Source organism: Streptomyces sp. NPDC054872, from assembly GCF_053610705.1.
In genome coordinates this window covers 150,832-173,013 of record NZ_JBSGYY010000011.1, presented here as the reverse complement: position 1 = coordinate 173,013, position 22,182 = coordinate 150,832, and the positions used below count along the sequence as shown (strand labels likewise).

General features: G+C 70.9%; 17 protein-coding genes. 13 read left to right on the top strand and 4 right to left on the bottom strand.

From position 1 onward, the window contains the following. The first annotated feature begins 191 nt into the window (after positions 1-191). The 4 genes from ACWGIH_RS16050 to adhE all read left to right on the top strand — a co-directional run bounded on the left by ACWGIH_RS16050 (position 192) and on the right by adhE (position 6,425). The gene (locus ACWGIH_RS16050; RefSeq protein ID WP_453445171.1) at positions 192-1,091 is read left to right on the top strand and encodes a S1 family peptidase; all 900 of its coding nucleotides are present in this window, start codon (positions 192-194) and stop codon (positions 1,089-1,091) included. Positions 1,092-1,331: 240 nt separating this feature from the next. Further along, positions 1,332-2,255, top strand: coding sequence for a slipin family protein (locus ACWGIH_RS16045; protein ID WP_453445170.1), 924 nt, complete (start codon positions 1,332-1,334; stop codon positions 2,253-2,255). A 275-nt stretch (positions 2,256-2,530) separates the two neighbouring features. Beyond that, a complete protein-coding gene (locus ACWGIH_RS16040; RefSeq protein WP_453691654.1) occupies positions 2,531-3,616 on the top strand; it encodes a S1 family peptidase in 1,086 nt (361 codons plus the stop codon). Between the two features lie 202 nt (positions 3,617-3,818). Next, entirely contained in the window at positions 3,819-6,425 is a 2,607-nt protein-coding gene (gene adhE, locus ACWGIH_RS16035) for a bifunctional acetaldehyde-CoA/alcohol dehydrogenase (protein ID WP_453445169.1), read from the top strand. Positions 6,426-6,455: 30 nt separating this feature from the next. Here adhE and ACWGIH_RS16030 read toward each other — a convergent pair whose 3' ends face one another. Continuing rightward, on the bottom strand, positions 6,456-7,598 hold the full coding sequence (locus tag ACWGIH_RS16030) for an AAA family ATPase (protein WP_453445167.1): 1,143 nt from the start codon (positions 7,596-7,598) through the stop codon (positions 6,456-6,458). Positions 7,599-7,650: 52 nt separating this feature from the next. Then, complete coding sequence (locus tag ACWGIH_RS16025; protein WP_453445166.1) at positions 7,651-8,697, bottom strand: DUF3533 domain-containing protein; 1,047 nt, start codon at positions 8,695-8,697, stop codon at positions 7,651-7,653. 163 nt (positions 8,698-8,860) lie between these two features. Between ACWGIH_RS16025 and ACWGIH_RS16020 the strand changes: the two genes are divergently transcribed. The 5 genes from ACWGIH_RS16020 to ACWGIH_RS16000 all read left to right on the top strand — a co-directional run bounded on the left by ACWGIH_RS16020 (position 8,861) and on the right by ACWGIH_RS16000 (position 16,408). Then, complete coding sequence (locus ACWGIH_RS16020) at positions 8,861-12,346, top strand: DNA polymerase III subunit alpha (RefSeq protein WP_453445164.1); 3,486 nt, start codon at positions 8,861-8,863, stop codon at positions 12,344-12,346. Continuing rightward, positions 12,343-13,317: a DNA polymerase Y family protein gene (locus ACWGIH_RS16015; protein ID WP_453445162.1), complete on the top strand. Its 975-nt coding sequence runs from the start codon at positions 12,343-12,345 to the stop codon at positions 13,315-13,317. The genes ACWGIH_RS16020 and ACWGIH_RS16015 overlap by 4 nt, the downstream gene beginning before the upstream one ends. Positions 13,318-13,404: 87 nt before the next feature. Continuing rightward, entirely contained in the window at positions 13,405-14,685 is a 1,281-nt protein-coding gene (locus ACWGIH_RS16010) for a sensor histidine kinase (protein ID WP_453445160.1), read from the top strand. Continuing rightward, positions 14,682-15,350: a response regulator gene (locus tag ACWGIH_RS16005; protein ID WP_453445158.1), complete on the top strand. Its 669-nt coding sequence runs from the start codon at positions 14,682-14,684 to the stop codon at positions 15,348-15,350. Before ACWGIH_RS16010 ends, ACWGIH_RS16005 begins: the two co-directional genes overlap by 4 nt. A 185-nt stretch (positions 15,351-15,535) precedes the next feature. Next, positions 15,536-16,408: an esterase/lipase family protein gene (locus ACWGIH_RS16000; RefSeq protein WP_453445156.1), complete on the top strand. Its 873-nt coding sequence runs from the start codon at positions 15,536-15,538 to the stop codon at positions 16,406-16,408. An 80-nt stretch (positions 16,409-16,488) separates the two neighbouring features. Here the strand turns inward: ACWGIH_RS16000 and ACWGIH_RS15995 are convergent, their stop codons facing one another. Next, positions 16,489-17,502, bottom strand: a complete 1,014-nt coding sequence (locus ACWGIH_RS15995; protein WP_453445154.1) for a lytic polysaccharide monooxygenase — start codon at positions 17,500-17,502, stop codon at positions 16,489-16,491. 255 nt (positions 17,503-17,757) lie between these two features. After that, positions 17,758-18,444: a response regulator gene (locus ACWGIH_RS15990; RefSeq protein ID WP_453445153.1), complete on the bottom strand. Its 687-nt coding sequence runs from the start codon at positions 18,442-18,444 to the stop codon at positions 17,758-17,760. A gap of 216 nt (positions 18,445-18,660) precedes the next feature. Here ACWGIH_RS15990 and ACWGIH_RS15985 point away from each other — a divergent pair, with 216 nt between their 5' ends. The 4 genes from ACWGIH_RS15985 to ACWGIH_RS15970 are packed head-to-tail and all read left to right on the top strand — an operon-like array spanning position 18,661 to position 22,175. Further along, positions 18,661-19,644 (top strand): Bug family tripartite tricarboxylate transporter substrate binding protein, encoded by a 984-nt coding sequence (locus ACWGIH_RS15985; RefSeq protein ID WP_453445225.1) that lies wholly within the window; start codon positions 18,661-18,663, stop codon positions 19,642-19,644. Then, positions 19,641-20,195, top strand: a complete 555-nt coding sequence (locus ACWGIH_RS15980) for a tripartite tricarboxylate transporter TctB family protein (RefSeq protein ID WP_453445151.1) — start codon at positions 19,641-19,643, stop codon at positions 20,193-20,195. Before ACWGIH_RS15985 ends, ACWGIH_RS15980 begins: the two co-directional genes overlap by 4 nt. A 1-nt stretch (position 20,196) precedes the next feature. Then, the gene (locus tag ACWGIH_RS15975) at positions 20,197-21,705 is read left to right on the top strand and encodes a tripartite tricarboxylate transporter permease (protein WP_453445150.1); all 1,509 of its coding nucleotides are present in this window, start codon (positions 20,197-20,199) and stop codon (positions 21,703-21,705) included. Further along, positions 21,702-22,175 carry a GNAT family N-acetyltransferase gene (locus ACWGIH_RS15970; RefSeq protein ID WP_453445149.1) on the top strand — a complete coding sequence of 158 codons (474 nt, stop codon included), beginning with the start codon at positions 21,702-21,704 and terminating at the stop codon, positions 22,173-22,175. Before ACWGIH_RS15975 ends, ACWGIH_RS15970 begins: the two co-directional genes overlap by 4 nt. Positions 22,176-22,182 lie beyond the last annotated feature (7 nt).

Genomic DNA, 22,182 nt, shown 5'->3' with positions numbered 1-22,182 from the left:
GCCGGTCGCCGTGTACCCCGCCGACGGCCGAAAGGCGCCCTTGTGCGCGGTGTCCCTGGCCCGAATACTCCCGAGCAGCGCTTGTCAGGGGCACGGCGTAACCGGAATCCGGCTTGCCTTTTGCCCATTGGCTGCGCCTCACGGGCCCCAACCCACCGGGCCCACTGACTTCCCCCCGGGAGGAACAACAAGTGAGGATCAAGCGCACCACCCCCCGCAGCGGCATAGCGAGACGTACTCGTCTGCTCGCCGTGGCCACCGGACTCGTGGCCGCCGGCGCGCTCGCCGTCCCCGCCGCGAACGCCAATGACGTCTCCACCTTCAGCTCGGCGGAGCTCACCAAGGCGAGCGACGCGGTGCTCGACGCGGATGTCGCAGGCACCGCATGGAGCATCGACAAGGCGACGAACCGTCTGGTCGTCACGGCCGACAGCACCGTCTCCAAGGCCGAGATCGCCAAGATCAAGGAGGCGGCGGGCGGCAACGCGGGCGCCCTCAAGGTCGAACGCACTCCCGGCAAGTTCAGCAAGCTGATCTCCGGCGGCGACGCGATCTACGCGTCGAGCTGGCGCTGTTCGCTCGGCTTCAACGTCCGCAGCGGCAGCACCTACTACTTCCTCACCGCCGGTCACTGCACCGACGGCGCGGGCACCTGGTGGTCCAACTCCGCGAAGACCACGACGCTGGGCACCACGCACGGCTCCAGCTTCCCGACCAACGACTACGGCATCGTCAGGTACACCAACACGTCGATCACCAAGTCGGGCACGGTCGGCAGCCAGGACATCACCAGTGCGGGCAACGCCACCGTGGGTCAGAACGTCACCCGGCGCGGCTCGACCACCGGTACCCACAGCGGCCGGGTCACCGGCCTGAACGCGACCGTCAACTACGGCGGCGGTGACATCGTCTACGGCATGATCAAGACCACGGTCTGCGCCGAGCCCGGCGACAGCGGTGGCCCGCTCTACGCGGGGACCAAGGCGCTCGGCCTCACGTCGGGTGGCAGCGGCAACTGCTCCTCGGGCGGCACGACCTTCTTCCAGCCGGTCACCGAGGCGCTGAGCCGGTACGGCGTGAGCGTCTACTGATCCAGCTGATCCACGCAAGGATCCACTGATCCACGCAAGGATCCACTGATCCACGCAAGGGTCCACTGATCCACGCAAGGATCCACGCAAGGCCAGTTCGCAGCCAGCAGCTGAGGAGAGCCCTCGTCCGGACGTCCGGACGAGGGCTCTCTCCTGTCTCGCGTCTCCCTTTGTGCGCCCTGCGGCGTTACCTTCGAAGTGCACGCCCAACACGCCCAATTCGGACCCTGGGGGGCCGGCATGGTCGAGGAGCTGGTGGCGACGGGAGTGGCCGTCGGATGTGCCGGAGCGGTCTATGTGATGGCCGCGGCGCGTGTCGTCAAACAGTACGAACGAGGCGTGGTGCTCCGGCTCGGGAAGCTGCAGCGCTCGGTGCGCGGCCCCGGGTTCACGATGATCGTGCCGTTCGTCGACCGGCTCCGCAAGGTGAACATGCAGATCGTCACGATGCCGGTCCCCGCGCAGGACGGCATCACGCGGGACAACGTCACGGTGCGCGTGGACGCGGTCATCTACTTCAAGGTGGTCGACGCCCCCGAGGCCGTCATCCAGGTGGAGGACTACCGTTTTGCGGTCTCGCAGATGGCGCAGACGTCGCTGCGTTCGATCATCGGCAAGAGCGACCTGGACGACCTGCTCTCCAACCGCGAGAAACTCAACCAGGGACTGGAGTTGATGATCGACTCTCCTGCCGTCGGGTGGGGCGTGCAGATCGACCGGGTCGAGATCAAGGACGTGTCGCTCCCGGAGACGATGAAGCGCTCGATGGCCCGGCAGGCCGAGGCCGACCGTGAGCGGCGGGCCCGCGTGATCAACGCGGACGCCGAGCTGCAGGCCTCCAAGAAGCTGGCCCAGGCCGCGCACGAGATGGCGGACGAGCCGGCCGCGCTGCAACTGCGGCTGCTCCAGACCGTGGTGGCCGTCGCCGCCGAGAAGAACTCGACCCTCGTACTGCCCTTCCCCGTGGAACTCCTGCGCTTCCTGGAGCGGGCCCAGCCGGCGCCGCAGCCGGCCGCGACCGGGGGCGAGCCTCCCGCGGCGGTCGCCGGGCCACCCGCCGCGGTGACCGAATCTCCCGTCGTCGCGCTGCCGGATTTCGGTGCTCCGGATCCAGAAGCCGGTGAACGGGACACGCCAGGAGCGTCGAAAACCGGACAGGACTAGTCCTTACCCGCTGCCGATCACCCGCTCGCAGGCGGTGTTTGCAGCGGGAACCGACGTGGCGGGACCGGCGCCGGTGAAGACCCGGGGGGCGCATGGTGTGTGTCGCGTGCGCGTCCTGAAGTAGACCTTGTGTGCTACCTGACGGTATCGGGATAGTGGGCCGCACCCTTTGGCATGGACGCGGCTTTCGCAGCGTGTGCGACTCCGTGCCGGTACGCCTTCCGGTCCCCAGGTCCCCACACCGAACGGGCCGACCCCCCACAGGAGGACGTGAGTTGAAGCACCGACGCATATCCAAGCGACGTGCCGCCGTGGCAGGTGCGGGCATCACCGCACTGATCGCCGCCGGAATCACCTTCCAGACTGCGAACGCGAGTGAGAGTGCCCCGACCCCCACGCCGGACACCCTCTCGGTCGCGAAGGCCGGAAAGCTCGCCTCGACCCTCGGCAAGGACCTCGGCCTGGACGCGGCAGGCTCGTACTACGACGCCAAGGCCAAGAACCTCGTCGTGAACGTCCTCGACAAGAGCGCGGCCGACGCCGTCGAGTCGGCGGGAGCCAAGGCGAGAGTCGTCGAGAACTCCCTGGCCGAGCTGAAGAGCGCCCGTACGACGCTGAGCGACAAGGCGTCCATCCCCGGCACCTCGTGGGCGGTCGACCCGGCCACCAACAAGGTCGTCGTCACGGCGGACCGCACGGTCAAGGGCGCCGACCTCGACAAGCTCGGCTCTGTCGTGAAGGGGCTCGGCTCCAAGGTCGAACTCCAGCACAGCAAGGGGGAGTTCAAGCCCTTCATCGCAGGTGGCGACGCCATCTGGGGTGGCGGCAGCCGCTGCTCGCTCGGTTTCAACGTGGTCAAGGACGGCGCTCCGCACTTCCTGACCGCGGGCCACTGCACCGAGGCGGTGACCAGCTGGTCCGAGGAGCAGGGCGGCCCGGCCATCGGTGAGAACGCGGGCTCCAGCTTCCCCGACAACGACTACGGCATCGTCAAGTACAGCGGCGACACCGCGCACCCGAGCGAGGTGAACCTCTACAACGGCTCGACGCAGGCCATCACCAAGGCGGGCGACGCGACCGTCGGCCAGAAGGTGCAGCGCAGTGGCTCGACCACGCAGCTGCACGACGGCACGGTCACCGGTCTCGACGCCACCGTGAACTACGGAAACGGCGACGTCGTCAACGGACTCATCCAGACCGATGTCTGCGCCGAGCCCGGTGACAGCGGCGGCGCGCTCTTCGCGGGTGACACCGCGCTGGGCCTCACCTCCGGAGGCAGCGGCGACTGCAGCGCCGGCGGGGAGACGTTCTTCCAGCCGGTGCCTGAGGCGCTGAGCGCCTTCGGTGCGGAGATCGGCTGAGGCAGTAGCGCCCCCGACGGGGGGTGACAGCAGGAGGAGGCCGGTCCGCCGCGCGCGGACCGGCCTCTTCTCCATCCATTTGTGAAAACTTTCACAAATGGACCTTCGGCCCGCCCTAAGAGGCCCTTTTCGGTGCCTGGAGCGGGGTGCGCAGGTGTGCAATTGAGGCATAAGCGAAAAGTCTCACCGAAGGAGCCCCGCCATGGAGGCCAAGGAGAGGGTGGACGGACTGGTCACGGGAGCGCTCACCGCGCTCAACCGGTTCGCGTCGTACGACCAGGAGCAGGTCGACCACATCGTCAAGAAGGCCTCCCTCGCCGCACTGGACCGGCACGGGGACCTGGCGAGGCTGGCCGCGGAGGAGACCGGCCGCGGGCTCTTCGAGGACAAGGCCGTCAAGAACCTCTTCGCCTGCGAGCACGTCGTCAACTCGATGCGCGGCCTGAGGACCGCGGGCGTCATCTCCCGCGACGAGCTGAACGGCATCACCGAGATCGCCGAACCGGTCGGCGTCGTCTGCGCCATGACCCCGGTGACCAACCCGACGTCGACGACCCTCTTCAAGGCGCTCATCGCCCTGAAGACCCGCAACCCGATCATCTTCGCCTTCCACCCCAGCGCCCAGCGCTGCTCCGCCGAGGCCGCCCGCGTCGTGCGCGACGCCGCGATCGAGGCCGGCGCCCCCGCGGACTGCGTGCAGTGGATCGAGGAGCCCTCGATGGAGGCGACGGGACTGCTCATGAACCACGAGGGTGTCTCCACCATCCTCGCCACCGGCGGCAACGCCATGGTCAGGTCCGCCTACTCCTGCGGAAAGCCCGCGCTCGGCGTCGGCGCGGGCAACGTACCCGCGTATGTCGCCCGCAGCGGCAAACTGCGCCGCGCCGTGCACGACATCGTGCTCTCCAAGTCCTTCGACCACGGCATGATCTGCGCATCGGAGCAGGCCGTGATCCTCGACAAGGAGATCTACGACGAGGGGCTCGCGGAGTTCGAGCGGCTCGGCGCGTACGTGGTCACGGCGGCCGAGAAGACCAAGCTGGAGGAGTTCGTCTTCGGGACGACGGCCTTCGGCGCCGACTGCTCGGGCGCGAAGCTGAACGCGGCCGTCGTCGGCAGGTCCCCGCGGTGGATCGCCGAGCAGGCCGGATTCGAGGTCCCCGAGTCCACCTCCGTCATCGTCGCCGAGTGCGCGGAGGTCGGCGAAGGAGAGCCGCTCACCCGTGAGAAGCTCTCCCCGATCCTGGCCGCCCTGAAGGCCGAATCCACCGAGCAGGGCCTCGAACTGGCCGCGCGGATGGTCGAGTTCAACGGCCTGGGCCACAGCGCCGCCATCCACACCGAGGACGAGGAACTCGCCGAGGAGTTCGGCAGGCGCGTCAAGGCGATCCGCGTCATCGTCAACGCTCCCTCGACCTTCGGCGGCATCGGCGACGTCTACAACGCCTTCCTGCCCTCGCTCACCCTGGGCTGCGGCTCCTACGGGCACAACTCGGTGTCGAACAACGTCTCCGCGGTCAACCTGATCAACGTCAAGCGGATCGGACGGCGCAACACCAACATGCAGTGGTTCAAGGTCCCGCCGAAGATCTACTTCGAGCGCAACTCCCTGCGCTACCTGGGCGAGATGGACGGCATCGAGCGGGTCTCGATCGTGACCGACAAGACGATGTCGGCGCTCGGCTTCGTCGCCCGGGTCACCGACATACTCCAGGCGCGCCCCCGAGCCGTCACCGTCCAGGTCATCGACGACGTCGAGCCGAACCCGGAGCTCGCGACCGTGCGGGCCGGGGCCGCGCGCATGCGGGACTTCGAGCCGGACACGATCATCGGGCTCGGCGGCGGCTCGCCGATGGACGCGGCCAAGATCATGTGGCTGATGTACGAGCACCCGGAGATCGAGTTCGCGGACACCAAGGAGAAGTTCTTCGACATCCGCAAGCGGGCCTTCACGTTCCCCGGACTCGGCGAGAAGGCGCAGCTGGTGGCCATCCCCACCACCTCGGGCACAGGCTCCGAAGTCACCCCTTTCGCCGTCATCTCCGACCCGAAGGCCGCGCAGAAGTACCCGCTCGCCGACTACGCGCTCACCCCGAACGTCGCGATCGTCGACCCGGTCCTGCCGATGAAGCTGCCCGCGACGGTCACCGCCGACTCCGGTTTTGACGCACTGACCCACGCCACCGAGGCGTACGTCTCGGTGTACGCGAACGACTACACCGACGGGCTCTGCCTCCAGGCCATCAGGCTCATCTTCGAGAACCTGGAGCGGTGCGTCGTGAACGGGGCCGCCGACCCCGAGGCCCGCGAGAAGATGCACAACGCCTCCACCGTGGCGGGCATGGCCTTCGCCAACGCCTTCCTCGGCCTGGTGCACGCCATGGCCCACACCCTCGGCAACACCTTCCACGTCTCGCACGGCCGCACCAACGCGCTGCTCCTGCCGCACGTCATCCGGCACAACGGCACGGTCTCCGGCAAGGCGACGCCGTGGCCGAAGGCCGAGGTCTACCGTGCCCCTGAGCGGTTCCAGGAGATCGCCCGGATGCTGGGCCTGCCGGCGGCTTCCCCGGAGCAGGGGGTCGAGTCCTACGCCCGCGCCGTCGAGGAGCTGCGCGCCAAGTGCGGCCTTCCTGCCTCCTTCGCCGAGGAGGGTGTGGACGAGGCGGCCTTCATCGAGGCACTGCCCGAGCAGGCCATGAACGCGTACGCCGATCAGTGCGCGCCTGCCAACCCGCGGATGCCGATGCTTTCCGAGATGGAGGGGCTGATGCGGCAGGCGTACTACGGCAACGGGGCGGGGGCCTGATCTGGTTTGAGGCGCCCCTTGCGGGGCGCCTCATCGTTTGGGCCAGTACCAGAGTGGCTCGTCGAGCATGCTTTCCCGGCCTGCGACCTCCGTCTGGCCCGACTCCTTCACCAGTTCTATGGAGTTGACGTCCATCCGGTGGCGCACCGCCCCCTTGGCCACGGCTTCGGCGAGGGGGCGGGCATGGGTCACCAGGACGATCTGCGTGTCCTTCGTCGCGGTCAGGATCAGGTCCGCGAGGGGGCGCAGGAGGTCGGGGTGCAGGCTCGTCTCCGGCTCGTTCAGGACGAGGAGCGAGGGCGGCCGGGGTGTGAGGAGGGCGGCGGTCCACAGCAGATAGCGCAGCGTGCCGTCGGACAGCTCGGCCGCTCCCAGGGGGCGGTTCAGCCCGCGCTGGTGCAGCTGGAGTTCGAAGCGTCCGCTGTCGACGATCCGCACCCGGCTGCCCGGGAAGGCGTCGTCCACCGCGGCGTCGAGGGCCGCCGGGTCGCCGATCTCGCGGATGGTCTGGAGCGCGGCGGCCAGGTCGGCGCCGTCATGGCCGAGGACAGGCGTGCGGGTGCCGATGCGGGCAGCGCGGGCCGGCGCTTCGGCGTCGGTGCGCACGTGGTCGTAGAACCGCCAGGAGCGGATCAGTTCGCGAAGCCTGAGCAGGTCGGGGGCGAGCTGCGGGTCGGCAAGCTCGCCGAGCATGCTGTCGTACGGCCTAATGCCCTGGGTGCGGTGCCAGCCGCCGTCGGCGGTGCGGGTGCGCACGGCGGGGCCCGCGCGGTCGCAGAGCAGCGCGGCGGGGCGCAGAACGGGGCCGGCCCAGGTGCACTCGCGCTTGATCTCCGGGTCCAGGTTGAACAGGGAGGGGGCCGCGCCGGAGCCCGAGGTGGGGATGGGGTGTCCGAAGTCGACCGCGTACCCGAACTCGTCGCCCGCGAAGCCGAGACGGAGGCTGGTGGCCTCCGCCTTCGAGGGGCCCGCCCACAGCGCCGAGGGGAGTCCGCCCTCGCGGGCCAGGGCCGAGACCGCGCCGCCTTGCGCGGAGTCGGCGAGCAGCCGCAGTGCGCGGTACAGGCTCGACTTGCCGGTGCCGTTCGCCCCCGTCACGACGTTCAGCCGGTTCAGGGGGACGATCAGTTTGCGCAGGGAGCGGTAGTTCTCGACCGCCAGGGTGGTGATCATCGCTCCAGCCTCGCACCCGGGTCTGACAACGGCCCCGGGCCGCCGCTCGGGCTCACCCGCGATGGGCGCCGGAGCCCTCCTCCATCGCGGGCCTCTGCCCCGGCTGGCGGTCGCCGCGCAGCGCGGACATGACCAGGGTGATGACGGTGCCGAGGACCGCCCAGGCGGCGAGCACCAGCATCGGTCCGGTGATCGCGTTGCCCTTGAAGTACGCGATGGAGCGGGCCACCCAGGTGCCGGCGCCCGGCGGCAGCCAGGGGCCGATCTCCTTCCAGAACGGCGGCAGCATCGGCAGCGGGAAGGCTCCGCCCGCGCTCGGGTTGCCCGCGATCACCACGAGCAGGACGGCGAGGCCGATGCCCACGATGCCGGTGAGCGACTGCAGGGCGAGCGTGATCATGCCGACCGAGAAGACGACGAGCGAGCCGAGGCCCCACAGGCCCATGATGCTGCCGGGCAGGGCGCCCAGGATCGGCCCGATGATGAGCGCGCCGCCCAGACCGCCCGCGATCGAGTAGAGCGCCATGACGCCGGTCCTGATCAGGGCGCGCTGCCGGTTGGTGGCCCGGGCGCCCGCGCTGATCGCCAGGATCGAGGCGCACAGGTAGCCGCCGACGCACCAGCCGACGACCAGGTAGAAGGACGAGAGGCCGTCGAAGTCCTTGCTGGACGCCGGGGCCACGTCCACGGTCTTGACCGTCCGCTTCTCGGCCCCGTCGACCTCTGTGGCGATCTTCTCCAGGGCGGTGGCGAGGACGGTGCCGCCGCCCGAGCCGACCAGGAGGGTGTCGGTGGTGCCCCGGGGGTCCACGATCAGGGCGCCGTCGATGTCGCGGTTCATGATCTGGTGCCGGGCGGCGGCCTCGTCCTCGACCACGCGCGGGTCGAGCGGGTCGCCGGGGAGTTTCCCGAGCTTGTCCGAGGTCTCCTGGGCCGCGGGTCCCGGAGCGACGACTCCGAAGGGCACGTCCTTCGGCTTCGGGTCGTGCAGGGCCCCTACGTAGGAGGCGATGAACAGCAGCTGCAGGGCCAGTACACCGATGACCAGCAGGGCTGCTCGCGGGGTGACGGCGCTCTTCAACTCATCGGTGAAACTCATGCCCCCACGCTCCGTGCCCCTGGTCGTTCCCGCAGGTGGGCGGGGCCGAATGGGCGAAACGGAGTGCCGTTCGACTCGGGTGTCGTACGTACGTTCGAAACTTGGTCTATGGTGGAGGTGGGGGATGTGAGAACGGATCGATTCAGGGTTTCAGGAGGTGCGTGTGCCCGGGTTCACGCATCTGCACACCGTCTCCGGGTTCTCCCCGCGGTACGGGGCCTCGCACCCGGAGCGGCTCGCCGAGCGCGCCGCCGAGCGGGGCATGGACGCCCTCGCGCTCACCGACCGGGACACCCTCGCGGGGGCCGTCCGGTTCGCCAAGGCCTGTGCGAAGGCGGGGGTGCGGCCGTTGTTCGGGGCCGAGCTCGCGGTGGGGGAGCCGGCGCCGCCGCACGGTGCGCGGCGGCGGACACCGGTGCGCGGAGGCGCCTTCATCGACGAGTCGATGCCCCGCGTGACCTTCCTCGCCCGCGACGGCGCCACGGGCTGGGCCGCCCTGTGCCGCCTGATCACCGCCGCGCACCGGAGCGGCGAGGGCCGGCCCGTGCTTCCGTGGGAGGAGAACCACGGCGACGGCATGACCGTGCTGCTCGGCCCCGCGTCCGACGTGGGGCGCGCGCTCGCCGCAGGGCGCCCCGACCGGGCCGCCCGCCTCATCGCACCCTGGCGCGAGCGCTACGGGGACGCGCTGCGTCTCGAGTCCGTGTGGCACGGCCGCGAAGGCACCGGACCCGGTTCGCTCCGGCTCGCCGCCCGTACCGTCGGCTTCGCCGCCGAGCAGGGTGTCCGCCCCGTCCTGAGCAACGCCGTCCGCTACGCCGATCCGGGCATGGGCCCGGTCGCCGATGTCCTCGACGCGGCGCGCCGCCTGGTACCCGTCGACCCGACCAAGGAACTCGACAGCGGGGAGCGGTGGTTGAAGGGCGCCGACGCCATGCTGGGCAACGCCGAGCGGATCGTGGAGGCGGCCGGTTTCCGCCGCGACACCGCCCGCCGGCTCATCGACCAGACCCGCTCGGCCGCCGCCGAGTGTCTCGTCGACCCCGAGGAGGACATCGGCATCGGCTCCGTCCGCTTCCCCGAGCCGCACCTGGTGGGCGCGGGGCGCCGCAGCGCGCAGCGCGTGCTCGCCTCGCGGGCGGCGGCGGGCATGGTGCTGCGGGGATACGACCGTGGCCCCCGGGCCCGCGGCTACTGGGAGCGGATGCACCACGAGCTGGACATCATCGCGTACCACGGCTTCGCCTCCTACTTCCTCACCGTGGCCCAAGTGGTGGACGACGTGCGTGACGTGGGCATCCGCGTCGCGGCGCGCGGCTCCGGCGCCGGGTCCCTGGTCAACCACCTCATCGGCATCGCGCACGCCGACCCCGTCGAGCACGGTCTGCTCATGGAGCGGTTCCTCTCCACGCGCCGGGCCGTCCTGCCGGACGTCGACATCGACGTGGAGTCGGCCCGCCGCATCGAGGTGTACCGCGCGATCATCGACCGCTTCGGCACCGAACGGGTCGCGACCGTCGCCATGCCCGAGACCTACCGGGTCCGCCACGCCATCCGCGACGTGGGCGCCGCCCTCTCCATGGACCCGGCCGAGATCGACAGGATCGCCAAATCCTTCCCGCACATCCGCGCGCGGGACGCCCGCTCGGCGATGGAGGAACTGCCCGAACTGCGGGCGGTGGCGGGGGAGAAGGAGCGCCACGGCCGCCTGTGGGAACTCGTCGAGGCCCTGGACGCGCTGCCGCGCGGGGTCGCCATGCACCCGTGCGGAGTGCTGCTCTCCGACGCCTCGCTGCTCGCGCGTACGCCTGTCATGCCCACCAGCGGCGAGGGCCTGCCCATGTCCCAGTTCGACAAGGACGACGTGGAGGACCTCGGGCTGCTCAAGCTCGACGTGCTCGGCGTGCGGATGCAGTCGGCGATCGCGCACGCGGTGGGGGAGGTCGAGCGGGCCACGGGTGAGCGGGTGGACGTGGACGCGGCGGCGCCGGATGACCCGGCGACGTATCAACTCATCAAGTCCACCGAGACGTTGGGCTGCTTCCAGATCGAGTCGCCGGGCCAGCGGGACCTGGTCGGGCGGCTGCAGCCCGCCACCTTCCACGACCTGGTCGTCGACATCTCGCTCTTCCGTCCCGGACCGGTCGCCGCCGACATGGTGCGGCCCTTCATCGAGGCCCGGCACGGCCGCGCGCCCGTCCGCTTTCCGCACCCGGACCTGGCGGAACCGCTCAAGGAGACGTACGGCGTCGTCGTCTTCCACGAGCAGATCATCCAGATCGTGGACATCATGACCGGCTGCGGACGCGACGAGGCGGACCGGGTGCGGCGCGGGCTCTCCGATCCCGAGTCGCAGGGACGGATCCGGTTCTGGTTCGCGCAGCAGGCGGCGGCGAGGGGCTACGACGCCGAGACGATCACCCGCACCTGGGAGATCATCGAGGCCTTCGGTTCGTACGGATTCTGCAAGGCGCACGCGGTGGCCTTCGCCGTGCCGACGTACCAGTCGGCGTGGCTGAAGGCCCATCACCCGGCCGCTTTCTACGCCGGGTTGCTCACGCACGACCCCGGGATGTACCCCAAGCGGCTGCTGCTCGCGGACGCGCGGCGGCGAGGGGTGCCGATCCTTCCGCTGGACGTGAACCGGTCCGCGGTCGCTCACCGTATCGAACTGGTGTCTGGTTCCGGCTCGGCTCCGGACCGCTGGGGCCTGCGCCTCGCACTCCGCGACGTCCACGGCATCGGCGAGGCCGAGGCCGAGCGGATCGCGGCCGGGCAGCCCTACGCCTCGCTCCTGGACTTCTGGGAGCGGGCCAGGCCCGGCGCGCCGCTCGCGCAGCGGCTCGCACAGGTCGGCGCGCTCGACGCGTTCGGCGCCAACCGCCGCGATCTGCAACTGCACCTGACGGAACTCCGGCGGGGCTCGCGGGGCTCGCGGGGCTTGCGGGGCTTGTCCGGGGCCCAACTCCCCTTGTCCGGAGGGCGCAAGACGGCACCCGCCGGGCTGCCCGACCTGGACGACGCGGAACGGCTCAGCGCCGAGCTCGGCGTCCTCGGCATGGACTCGTCGCGCCACCTCATGGGCGACCACGCCGAGTTCCTCCGGGAGCTCGGCGTGCTGACGGCCCGCCGCCTGCGGGAGGCCGAACACGGGGCGACCGTCCTGGTCGCGGGCGCCAAGGCGGCCACCCAGACCCCGCCGATCCGCTCCGGGAAACGGGTCATCTTCACCACCCTGGACGACGGCACGGGCCTGGTCGACCTGGCCTTCTTCGACGACGCCCACGAACGGTGCGCGCACACCGTCTTCCACTCCTGGCTGCTCCTGGTCCGCGGAGTGGTCCAGCGGCGCGGGCCGCGCAGCCTCAGCGTGGTCGGCGCCGCCGCGTGGAACCTGGCCGAACTGGTGGAGCTGCGCCAGGAGGGCGGGCTCGAAGCGGTGGGGGCGCGCCTCGCCGAGCCGGGACCCGAGGGGGAGCCCGACGGGGCTCCGGCGGGCGACGGTCGACGGACCCCGGCGGACGACGGCCGCCGCATCCGGATGTCCACGGGGTACGAGATGCACCCCTGGGCCGACCTCCGGCCGCCCGGCGAACGCGCGGCCACCGGACGGAAGTTGTGGCACCAGAGTCCGGGGAGCGCGGGATGAGCACTCTTTGTGTACGGTTCTTGCTGCCGCCCATGTATGAGGCCGCCCTGCCCCGGCTGCTCGCGCTGCTCGACGAGTTCAGCCCTGTCGTCGAGGCCCTGCCGCCCGACGCCGCGCTCGTCGACGTACGGGGAGCGATGCGTTACTTCGGGCGGGACGCAGTCGAGCTCGCCTCGGTCATCCGGGTGCGCGCGCTCGCCCTGTACGGGGTGGACTGCGTGATCGGCGCGGGGCCGGGGCCGATGCTGGCGCGGATGGCCGTGCGGGCAGCCGCGCCGGGCGTGACCCGGGTCGTGGGCCCGGGGCCGGACGCCGTCGCGGAGTTCCTCGGGCCGAAGCCGGTCGCCGAACTGCCCGGGGTCGGCCGCGCCACCGCCCGCACCCTCTGCTCGTACGGGCTCGACTCCGTCGGCAAGGTGGCCGCCGCGCCACTGTCCACGCTGCAGCGCCTCGTCGGCGCCCGCGCGGGCCGCGAACTGCGCGAGAAGGCGAACGGCGTCGACCGCGCGCACGTCGTGCCGAACGCCGCTGCCCGCTCGCTCGCCTCCGAACGCCCCTTCCCCCGCGACGAGTTGGACCCCACGCGCCATCGCAGGGCGCTGCTCTCGCTCACCGAGGAACTCGGCGCGCGGATGCGCGACGAGGACCAGGTCTGCCGCTCCCTGACCCTCACCGTGCGGTACGCGGACCGCTCCACGACGAGCCGCACGCGAGCGCTGCCCGAGCCGACCGCGCACTCCTCCGCGCTGACCGGATCCGCGTACCGCATGTACGAGGCGCTCGGCCTCCAGCGGGCCCGGGTGCGCGGCATCTCGCTGCGCGCCGAAGGGCTCGCCCCCGCCGAACACGCCGCCCACCAGCTGATGTTCGACCCGGTGGACGAAAGAGCCCGCAAGATCGAGGCGGTGGCCGACCGGGCGCGGGCGAAGTTCGGCCCGGGCGCGATCGTGCCGGGGACACTGGCGGCGTAGCCACCGCGCCCCTGGTGACCCGGTAGCCCACGGGCGTAGGACCGCAGGCCAATACCCCTGTGCGCGAAGGGCACATACGATCGGCGCATGGACATCGACGCAGGTCAGCCCGTGGCCGAGGAGGGACGCAGCAGGCGCTCGCACCGGCGCCTGTGGCCGCCGTTGCGCACGGGCCTGGCCTGGAGCGGAGCCGTCGTCTATCCGTCCGTCACCTACGTGACCTTCGACCATGGACAGCAGGGCTTCGACGTCCTGATGGTCCTCGCGTCGATCGCGCTGACGGCCCTGGTCGCCTCGCTCCTCAGGCGCAGGCCACTGCCCGCGCTGGCCTTCCTGCTCCTGGGCGCGATGGCGGCCACCATGGAGATGCGCAAGACCGAGGTCAGCTACCTCCAGACGCTGGCCGGGGTCTGCGCCGTCGGCTATCTCGCCGCCACGCGTTCGCGCCGCGTCTCCGTCACCGCGGCCCTCATGGCCTTCACGACCCAGGCCGCCACCCTCTTCGCCTTCCCGCCCGACGGCGACTGCCGGCCCCCCGCCCCGTATCGGGCGAACGGCTGCCAGTCCTCGGGCTGGGCGACCAACAACGCCGAGACCGTGGCATTCGTCGCCGTCGCCCTCATCGCCGCCTGGATGGCGGGCAGTTCGGCCCGCGAGCGCCGTTCGCACGCCGACGCGCTGCGCGCCCAGGCCACCGCCCGCGCCGTCACCGCCGAACGGCTGCGCATCGCACGGGAGTTGCACGACATGATCGCGCACAGCATCGGGGTCATCGCCATCCAGGCGGGGGTCGGCAGCCGGGTCATCGACACCCAGCCCGCGGAGGCCCGCAACGCGCTCAGCACCATCGAGGCCACCAGCAGGGAGACCCTCGCGGGCCTGCGCAGGACGCTGGTCGCGCTGCGCAGGCCCGAGCCGGGTCCGGGAGCCGCCGACGGGGCCGCTGCCGGTGACGCGTCCGCGCCGCCCCGCGAACCCGCCCCCGGGCTCGCCGACGTCGACCGCCTCGCCGCGGCGGCACGCGACGCCGGGGTCCGCGTGGAGATCCGCCGGCGGGGGGAGCGCGGGCCGTTGCCCGCCGACATCGACCTGGCCGCGTTCCGCATCCTTCAGGAGTCCCTCACCAATGTCGTACGGCACGCGGGGACGGACGACTGCCGGGTGACCGTCGAGCGGCGGGAGGCCGAACTCTCCCTGGAGGTCGAGGACGACGGGCGCGGTGGCCTGCCCGCCGGCACCGGCTTCGGCCTCGTCGGCATGCGTGAGCGAGTGGCCCTGCTGCACGGCCGGTTCACCGCGGGGCCGCGCCCCGAGGGCGGCTTCCGGGTGACGGCGCTGCTGCCGCTGCCGTCGATGGAGGCCCGATGACCGCCCCCGCCGTCAGGGTCGTCCTCGCCGACGATCAGCCTCTCGTCCGCGCGGGCTTGCGCGTCCTGATGGCCGACACCCCCGGCGTCGTGGTCGTGGGGGAAGCGGGCACGGGCGCCGACGCGGTCCGACTGGCGCGCGACGCACGCCCCGACGTGGTCGTGATGGACATCCGCATGCCCGGCATGGACGGCATCGAGGCGACGCGCCGGATCACGGCGGAGATGGACTCGACACGCGTCCTCGTCCTCACCACCTTCGACGACGACGCGTACGTGTACGGAGCGCTGCGCGCGGGCGCGAGCGGGTTCCTGGTCAAGGACATGGCACTCGAGGACATCCTCGCGGCGATCCAGGTGGTGGCCACCGGAGACTGCCTGATCGCGCCGAGCGTGACCCGGCGCCTGATCGCGGAGTTCGCCGCGCGGCCCGTTTTGGAGCAGCGGGCGCGGCGGACGGTCGACGGCATCACCGACCGGGAGTGCGAGGTGCTGACGCTGGTCGGCCGTGGTCTGTCGAACGCGGAGATCGCGGCCGAACTCTTCATCACCGTGGCCACGGTGAAGGCGCACGTGGCACGGCTGTTCGCCAAGCTGGACTCCCGCGACCGGGTCCAACTGGTCATCATCGCGTACGAGGTGGGGCTGGTCTCTCCGCCGCGGTAGGCCCGCGGGGCCCAGGGCGGCGGCCGTTCCCGGGCGACCCTGCCAGTGCCTGCTGGAAGTTTTGCCGACGCGCAACTTCACACTTTTACTACTCGCCCGTAATTTGTCGTGTGCACGGCATCCTCGTGATCCGGATCACAGGGCTCACTCATCGCACCTCCCTTGAGCCGCAAGGAGATCACACGATGCTGCCCTGGAGACGAGCGCTCAGAGCGTTCACCGCCGCCCTCCTCATGACGCTTCTCGTGACGGGCGTGCTCACCTTCACCCCCGCCGCCACCACGGCCTCCGCCGCCCCCGCCGCCTCCTCGCGCGGCTGGAACGACTACGACTGCGAGCCGTCCGCCGCCCACCCCCGCCCCGTGGTCCTCGTCCACGGCACCTTCGGCAACTCCATCGACAACTGGCTCGTCCTCGCGCCCTACTTGGTGAAGCGCGGCTACTGCGTCTACTCCCTCGACTACGGCCAACTGCCCGGCGTGCCGTTCTTCAACGGACTCGGGCCGATCGACAAGTCGGCCGAGCAGCTCGACGGCTTCGTCGACAAGGTGCTCGCCTCGACGGGCGCGCCCGAGGCGGACCTCGTCGGCCACTCGCAGGGCGGCATGATGCCCCGCCACTACCTGAAGTTCCTCGGCGGCGCGCAGAAGGTCAACGCCCTGATCGGCCTCGCGCCCGACAACCACGGCACCACCCTGCTCGGCCTGACCAGGCTGCTGCCCTACTTCCCCGGCATCGAGGATCTGCTCACCACCAAGACCCCGAGCCTCGCCGACCAGGTGGCCGGATCGCCGTTCCTGACCAAGCTCAACGAAGGCGGCGACACCGTCCCGGGCGTGCGCTACACCGTCATCGCCACCAAATACGACGAGGTCGTCACCCCGTACCGCTCGCAGTTCCTGAACGGCCCCGGCGTACGCAATGTCCTGGTCCAGGACCTGTGCCCCGTCGACGTGTCCGAGCACGTGGCGATCGGGATCCTCGACCGCGTGGCGCACCACGAGGTCGCGAACGCGCTCGACCCGGCGCACGCGACACCGAGCACCTGCTTCTCCTGAACCACCCCGCCGACGACAGCGGGCCGCCGTCTTCCCGTGGCGTACGGGAGGACGGCGGCCCTCACACGTGCCGGCCGGAGTCAGCGGCCGTGGCGCGCCGTGCGACGGCGGGCCGTGCCGAACATGGCCGCGGCGCCGATGGCGAGGGCGGCGGCGCCGCCGATCGCGATGTACGGGGTGGTGCTGTCGCCGCCGGTCTCGGCGAGGTTCTCGTCGGCGGCGACGGGCTTCGCGTCACCGCCGTTCACCTCGGGCTGGTTGGCGGGGGCGTCGTCACCCGCCGGGGTGTCGTCTCCTGCGGCCGGGGCCGCCGCGGAGGACTCGGCGCCGGTCTTGGCGTCGCTGTCACCGTGGCCGTGGTGCTCGACGGTGGACTTGTCCGCGCCCGCGGCGATGTCCTGCTCGGAGGGCGCGGAGGCGGTCGGGGCCGGAGCCGCCGCCTCGCCGCCGCCGCTGTCCTTGCCGAAGACGACGTCGGAGCAGGTGTAGAAGGCCTCGGGGGAGTCCGAGCGCTGCCAGACCGAGTAGATCAGGTGGCGGCCCGACTTGGCCGGGACCTTGCCGTCGAAGACGTAGTCGCCGTTCTCCATCTTCGGGTCCGCGACGTCGACGAACGGCTTCTCCTCCAGGTCCGACCACTTCAGGGGCTTGGTCGGGTCGTACGAGTCCTTCGTGATGTACAGCTCGAAGGAACCCTTGTGCGGGGCGGTGCCCTTGTAGTGGAAGGTGTGGTTGCCGCCGGACATCTTGCTGGACGGCCAGTCGGCGCGCGGCAGGTCGAGGCCCTTGTACTTGTCGTTGCCCGCGCTGCACAGCTTGCCGTCGGGGATGATCTCCTTCGACTTGCCGGCGGCGTTGGCGATGTTCACGCCGTTCCAGTCGTAGAAGGCCTGCGCGCCACTCGCGGCCACGGCGGCCTTGCAGGCGGCCGACTTCGGAGCCTCGGGGCCCTCCTGGAAGCACGCGGAGACACGGCTCACCGGGTCCGTCATCGAACCGTGCGCGGCGGCCGGAGCGGCCGCCAGGGCGGTCAGGGCGAGCGGGGCGATGCCGACGGTGGCGATCGCGGCGACCTTGCTTCGGCGTGCGGTCATGAGTGGTTCTCCTCAGCGGCGGTTCAAGGGGGGTGGGGACACGAGACGGTTGCGAACGGCCGGTGCCGCCCCCCGATCACGTGCGGCGCCGACGGTTCGTAACCGCCCCGGCGACGAGAAAACTAGCCGCTGAAATCCCCGGATTCGCCTGCTGGGAGGGGGTGATGGCGATCCTTATGGTGCGGTTAAGGGAGCCCTCAGGCTCCGCTCAGGTCGTGCCCGAATTGCCCCGGTGGGAGCCCGCAGGACCGGCTGCTAGCGGATCCATCGATACCGCCGCTCCGGCCGCCCCGTCCCCCCGTACCGCAGCGTCACCTCCACGCGACCCGTGTCCGCGAAGAACTCCAGGTAGCGGCGCGCGCTGACCCGGGAGAGCGTGCCCTCCTGCGCGCACTCAGAGGCGGAGAGGCCCCCGGGGTGGCCCCGCAGCGTCTGCTCCACCAGGTCCGCGGTGTGCGCCGCCAGGCCCTTGGGGAGTTCGCGGGAGCCGGGCGGGCGGGTGCCGAAGATCTGGTCGACGTCCTCCTGGCGTGCCTCGTCGAGACCGTCGAGGCGCGCCCGCACCGCCGCCACGTGCAGCAACTGCTCGCGCAGCGCCGCCTGGTTGAACGGTTTGATCAGGTAGTGCAGTGCCCCGGCCCGCAGCGCCGCGCGCACGATCTCCGCGTCCCGCGCGGCCGTGATGAACAGCGCGTCCAGCGGCTGCCGGTCCCGGTCGCGTTCCTCGACCGCCCGCAACTCCCGTAGCACCGCGATGCCGTCCATGTCGGGCAGATAGACGTCGAGGAGCACGAGATCGGGGCGCAGCCGCTCCACCGCAGCCAGCGCCTCCGCGCCGCTGTGCGCCACTCCCACCACCGAGAATCCGTCCACCGCGGACACATAACGGCTGTGCAGTTTGGCGACCATGAAGTCGTCGTCCACGACCAGCACCCTTGTCATCGCCGCAGGCTATGGGCGCGACCACAACGACCACAACGTCCGTTGATTCCGGAAGAGAGACAGCTTCTTAACGCGCAGGCAACATGTGGGCCACCTCACAGGAATCCCCGTCCCCGCGGACGGCGGCCGGGTTCCCTCCCCCACGGGGAGCCCGGCCGCGTCAATTCCCCCGTACCGACCAGGTACCCGACTACGTACCGACAGGTGGTGGCACACGTGCGTCTGCGCACACCCCTTGCCCTGCTCGGGGCCGCGCTGCTCGTGCTCGCAGGGCCGCCGCTGCTCTCCACGGGCAGCGACGCCGAGACCGGCACGCAGATCCCCGGCCTGCGCCTCATGGTCCCCAACACCCCGGGCGGCGGCTACGACATCACCGCCCGCACCGCGGCGAAGAACGCCGAGGACGCCGGACTCACCCACAACATCGAGGTGTTCAACCTGCCCGGCGCCGGCGGCACCGTAGGCCTCAGCCGCCTCGTCGGCGAGCACGGCAACGGCAAGCTCGCGATGTCCATGGGCCTCGGAGTCGTGGGCGCGGCCCGCTCCAACGACTCGGCCAAGACCCTCGCCGACACCACCCCGATCGCCCGCCTCACCGAGGAGCCGGACGTCGTCGTGGTCGCCAAGGACTCCCCGTACAAGGACATCAAGCAGCTTGTCGCGGCCTGGAAGAAGAACCCGGGCAAGCTTCCTGTCGGCGGCGGCTCGTCCCCCGGCGGCCCCGACCACCTCGCCCCGATGCTGATGGCGCGCGCCGCGGGGATCGACCCGAAGAAGGTCAACTACGTCCCCTTCGACGGCGGCGGCGAACTCCTCGCCTCGATCCTCGGCAAGAAGGTCGCCTTCGGCGTCTCCGGCGTCGGCGAATACCTGGACCAGATCAAGTCGGGCGAGCTGCGCCTCCTCGCGGTCACCGGACCCGAGCGGGTCGACGGCCTGAAGGGCCCCACCCTCAAGGAGTCCGGCTACGACGTGAACTTCACCAACTGGCGCGGCATCGTCGCCCCGCCCGGCCTCTCCGACGCCGAACGCAAGAAACTCACCGGCCTGGTCAGGAAGCTCCACGACTCCCCGCAGTGGCGCAAGTCCCTCAAGACCAACGGCTGGGACGACGCCTTCCTCACCGGCGACAAGTTCGGCGACTTCCTGGCCGCCCAGGACAAGAGCGTGGTGTCCGTGCTGAAGGAGCTGGGACTGTGACGACGACCGACACCCCGCCGACCCCGCTGCCCCCGCCCGAGGAGAGCGGGAGCGGCCGCCGCACCTGGCTGCGCGAGCATTCCGAACTCGGCGTGTGCGTCATGCTCCTGGCCCTCGGCGTGCTCGTTCTCAGTGACGCGCTCACGATGGACGTCGAGATCGCCCAGCGCGGACCGATCGGCCCCAAGACCGTCCCGATAGCCGTCGGCATCGGCCTTCTCGTCGTCGCGGTCATCCTGGCGATCGACGTCCTGCGCGGCGGCCGCGGCGAGGCCGAGGGCGGCGAGGACATCGACCTGTCCGAACCCGCCGACTGGCGCACCGTGCTGCTCCTCGCCGGTGTCTTCCTCGGCGCCGCCGTCCTCATCGAACCGCTCGGCTTCCCCGTCGCGGGCGCCCTGCTCTTCTGGGGTGCCGCGTACGCGCTCGGCAGCCGCCACCTGGACCGCGACCCGCTCATCGCGGCAGGGCTCTCCCTCCTCACGTACGTCGTCTTCAACAACCTGCTCGGGGTGCCGCTGCCCGGCGGACCACTGATGGGAGTGCTGTGACATGGACGCCTTCAACTCCCTGATGGACGGCTTCGGCACGGCCCTCACCCCCATGAACCTGCTCTGGGCGGCCATCGGCGTGCTCCTGGGCACCGCGATCGGCGTCCTGCCCGGCATCGGCCCCGCGATGGCCGTGGCACTGCTGCTGCCCGTGACGTACGGCCTGGAGCCGACCGGCGCGTTCATCATGTTCGCTGGCATCTACTACGGAGCGATGTTCGGCGGCTCGACGACCTCGATCCTGCTCAACACACCGGGTGAGAGCGCGGCGGTGGTGGCCGCCATGGAAGGCAACCCGATGGCCAAGGCAGGCCGGGGCGCACAAGCGCTCGCGGCCGCCGCCATCGGGCACTTCGCGGGCGGCATCATCGGCACGATCCTCCTGGTGGCCCTCGCGCCGAAGGTCGCGGAGCTCGCGGTCGACATCGGGGCGCCCGACTACTTCGCCATCATGGTCCTCGCGTTCATCGCGGTGACGTCCGTGCTGGGCTCGTCCCGCGTGCGAGGTCTGGCGTCCCTCCTCATCGGCCTCACCCTCGGCCTTGTCGGCCTCGACCAGATGACCGGGCAGCAGCGCCTGACCTTCGGCTCGCTCCAACTCGCCGACGGCATCGACGTGGTGATCGTCGCGGTCGGTCTCTTCGCGATCGGCGAGGCCCTGTGGGTCGCCGCCCATCTGCGGCGCACCAGCGGCGAGGCGATCCCGGTCGGCCGCCCCTGGCTGGGCAGGTCCGACGTGAAGCGCACCTGGAAGTCCTGGCTGCGCGGCCCGCTCATCGGCTTCCCGTTCGGTGCGATTCCCGCGGGCGGCGCGGAGATCCCGACCTTCCTCTCGTACGTCACCGAGAAGCGCCTGTCCAAGCACAAGGACGAGTGGGGCAAGGGCGCGATCGAGGGAGTGGCGGGACCCGAGTCGGCGTCCTCCGCATCGGCCGCGGGCACCCTGGTCTCCATGCTGACGCTCGGTCTGCCCACGACGGCGGTGGCCGCCGTGATGCTGGCCGCCTTCCAGCAGTATGGGATCCAGCCGGGCCCGCTCCTCTTCGAACGCGAGCCCGACCTGGTCTGGGGTCTGATCGCGTCCCTCTTCGTGGGCATGGTCCTGCTCCTGGCGCTGAACCTGCCGCTGGCCCCCGTCTGGGCGAAGTTGCTCCGCATCCCGAGGCCCTACCTCTACGCGGGCATCCTCTTCTTCGCCGCGGTGGGTGCGTACGCGGTCGGCGGCGAGGCCCTCGACCTGGTGATCCTGCTGATCATCGGCCTGATCGGCTTCGGCATGCGGCGCTACGGACTGCCCGTCCTGCCCGCGGTCATCGGCGTCATCCTCGGCCCGAACGCCGAGCAGCAGCTGCGCCGCGCCCTGCAGATCAGTGACGGCAGCGTCAGCGGCCTGATCGACACGCCCTTCTCGATCACGGTGTACGTGATCATCGCGCTGATCGTGCTCTGGCCGCTCCTGAAGAAACTGCTGGTGCGGGGCAGGAGGACTGACGTAGACGTAAAGGCATGACCCAGGACACGCCTCCGGAAACGACCGACGACATCCGTATCCGCCTTGCCACCGCCGCCGACGTCCCCGCCGTGAAGGCGGTGACGGACGCGGCGTACCACCCCTACATCGAGCGCATCGGTGTCGTGCCCGTCCCCATGGAGGCGGATCACGCGGCGGACGTGGCGGCGGGGCGGGTGTATGTCACCGGGGACCCGGTGGTGGGTGTCCTGGTCCTCGTCCCGCACGAGGACCATCTGTTCCTGGACAGCATCGCGGTCCACCCCGAGGCGGCAGGCCAAGGGGTGGGCCGCCGCCTGCTCGCCTTCGTGGACGAGCGGGCGCGGTCACTGGGACTGCCGGAGGTCCGGCTCTACACGAACGCGCTGATGTGGGAGAACCAGAAGATCTACCCTCGATACGGCTACGAGATGGTGGAGCGCAGGGTGGACGGGCCGTACGACCGCTACCACTACCGGAAGAGGATCTAGCTCGCTC

What these genes read in the sequence shown, in the direction of transcription:
- ACWGIH_RS16045 (WP_453445170.1), top strand. Translation starts at nt 1,332, where the DNA reads ATGGTCGAGGAGCTGGTGGCGACGGGAGTGGCCGTCGGATGTGCCGGA.
- adhE (WP_453445169.1), top strand. Translation starts at nt 3,819, where the DNA reads ATGGAGGCCAAGGAGAGGGTGGACGGACTGGTCACGGGAGCGCTCACC.
- ACWGIH_RS16030 (WP_453445167.1), bottom strand. Translation starts at nt 7,598, where the DNA reads ATGATCACCACCCTGGCGGTCGAGAACTACCGCTCCCTGCGCAAACTG.
- ACWGIH_RS16025 (WP_453445166.1), bottom strand. Translation starts at nt 8,697, where the DNA reads ATGAGTTTCACCGATGAGTTGAAGAGCGCCGTCACCCCGCGAGCAGCC.
- ACWGIH_RS16015 (WP_453445162.1), top strand. Translation starts at nt 12,343, where the DNA reads ATGAGCACTCTTTGTGTACGGTTCTTGCTGCCGCCCATGTATGAGGCC.
- ACWGIH_RS16010 (WP_453445160.1), top strand. Translation starts at nt 13,405, where the DNA reads ATGGACATCGACGCAGGTCAGCCCGTGGCCGAGGAGGGACGCAGCAGG.
- ACWGIH_RS16005 (WP_453445158.1), top strand. Translation starts at nt 14,682, where the DNA reads ATGACCGCCCCCGCCGTCAGGGTCGTCCTCGCCGACGATCAGCCTCTC.
- ACWGIH_RS16000 (WP_453445156.1), top strand. Translation starts at nt 15,536, where the DNA reads ATGCTGCCCTGGAGACGAGCGCTCAGAGCGTTCACCGCCGCCCTCCTC.
- ACWGIH_RS15995 (WP_453445154.1), bottom strand. Translation starts at nt 17,502, where the DNA reads ATGACCGCACGCCGAAGCAAGGTCGCCGCGATCGCCACCGTCGGCATC.
- ACWGIH_RS15990 (WP_453445153.1), bottom strand. Translation starts at nt 18,444, where the DNA reads ATGACAAGGGTGCTGGTCGTGGACGACGACTTCATGGTCGCCAAACTG.
- ACWGIH_RS15975 (WP_453445150.1), top strand. Translation starts at nt 20,197, where the DNA reads ATGGACGCCTTCAACTCCCTGATGGACGGCTTCGGCACGGCCCTCACC.
- ACWGIH_RS15970 (WP_453445149.1), top strand. Translation starts at nt 21,702, where the DNA reads ATGACCCAGGACACGCCTCCGGAAACGACCGACGACATCCGTATCCGC.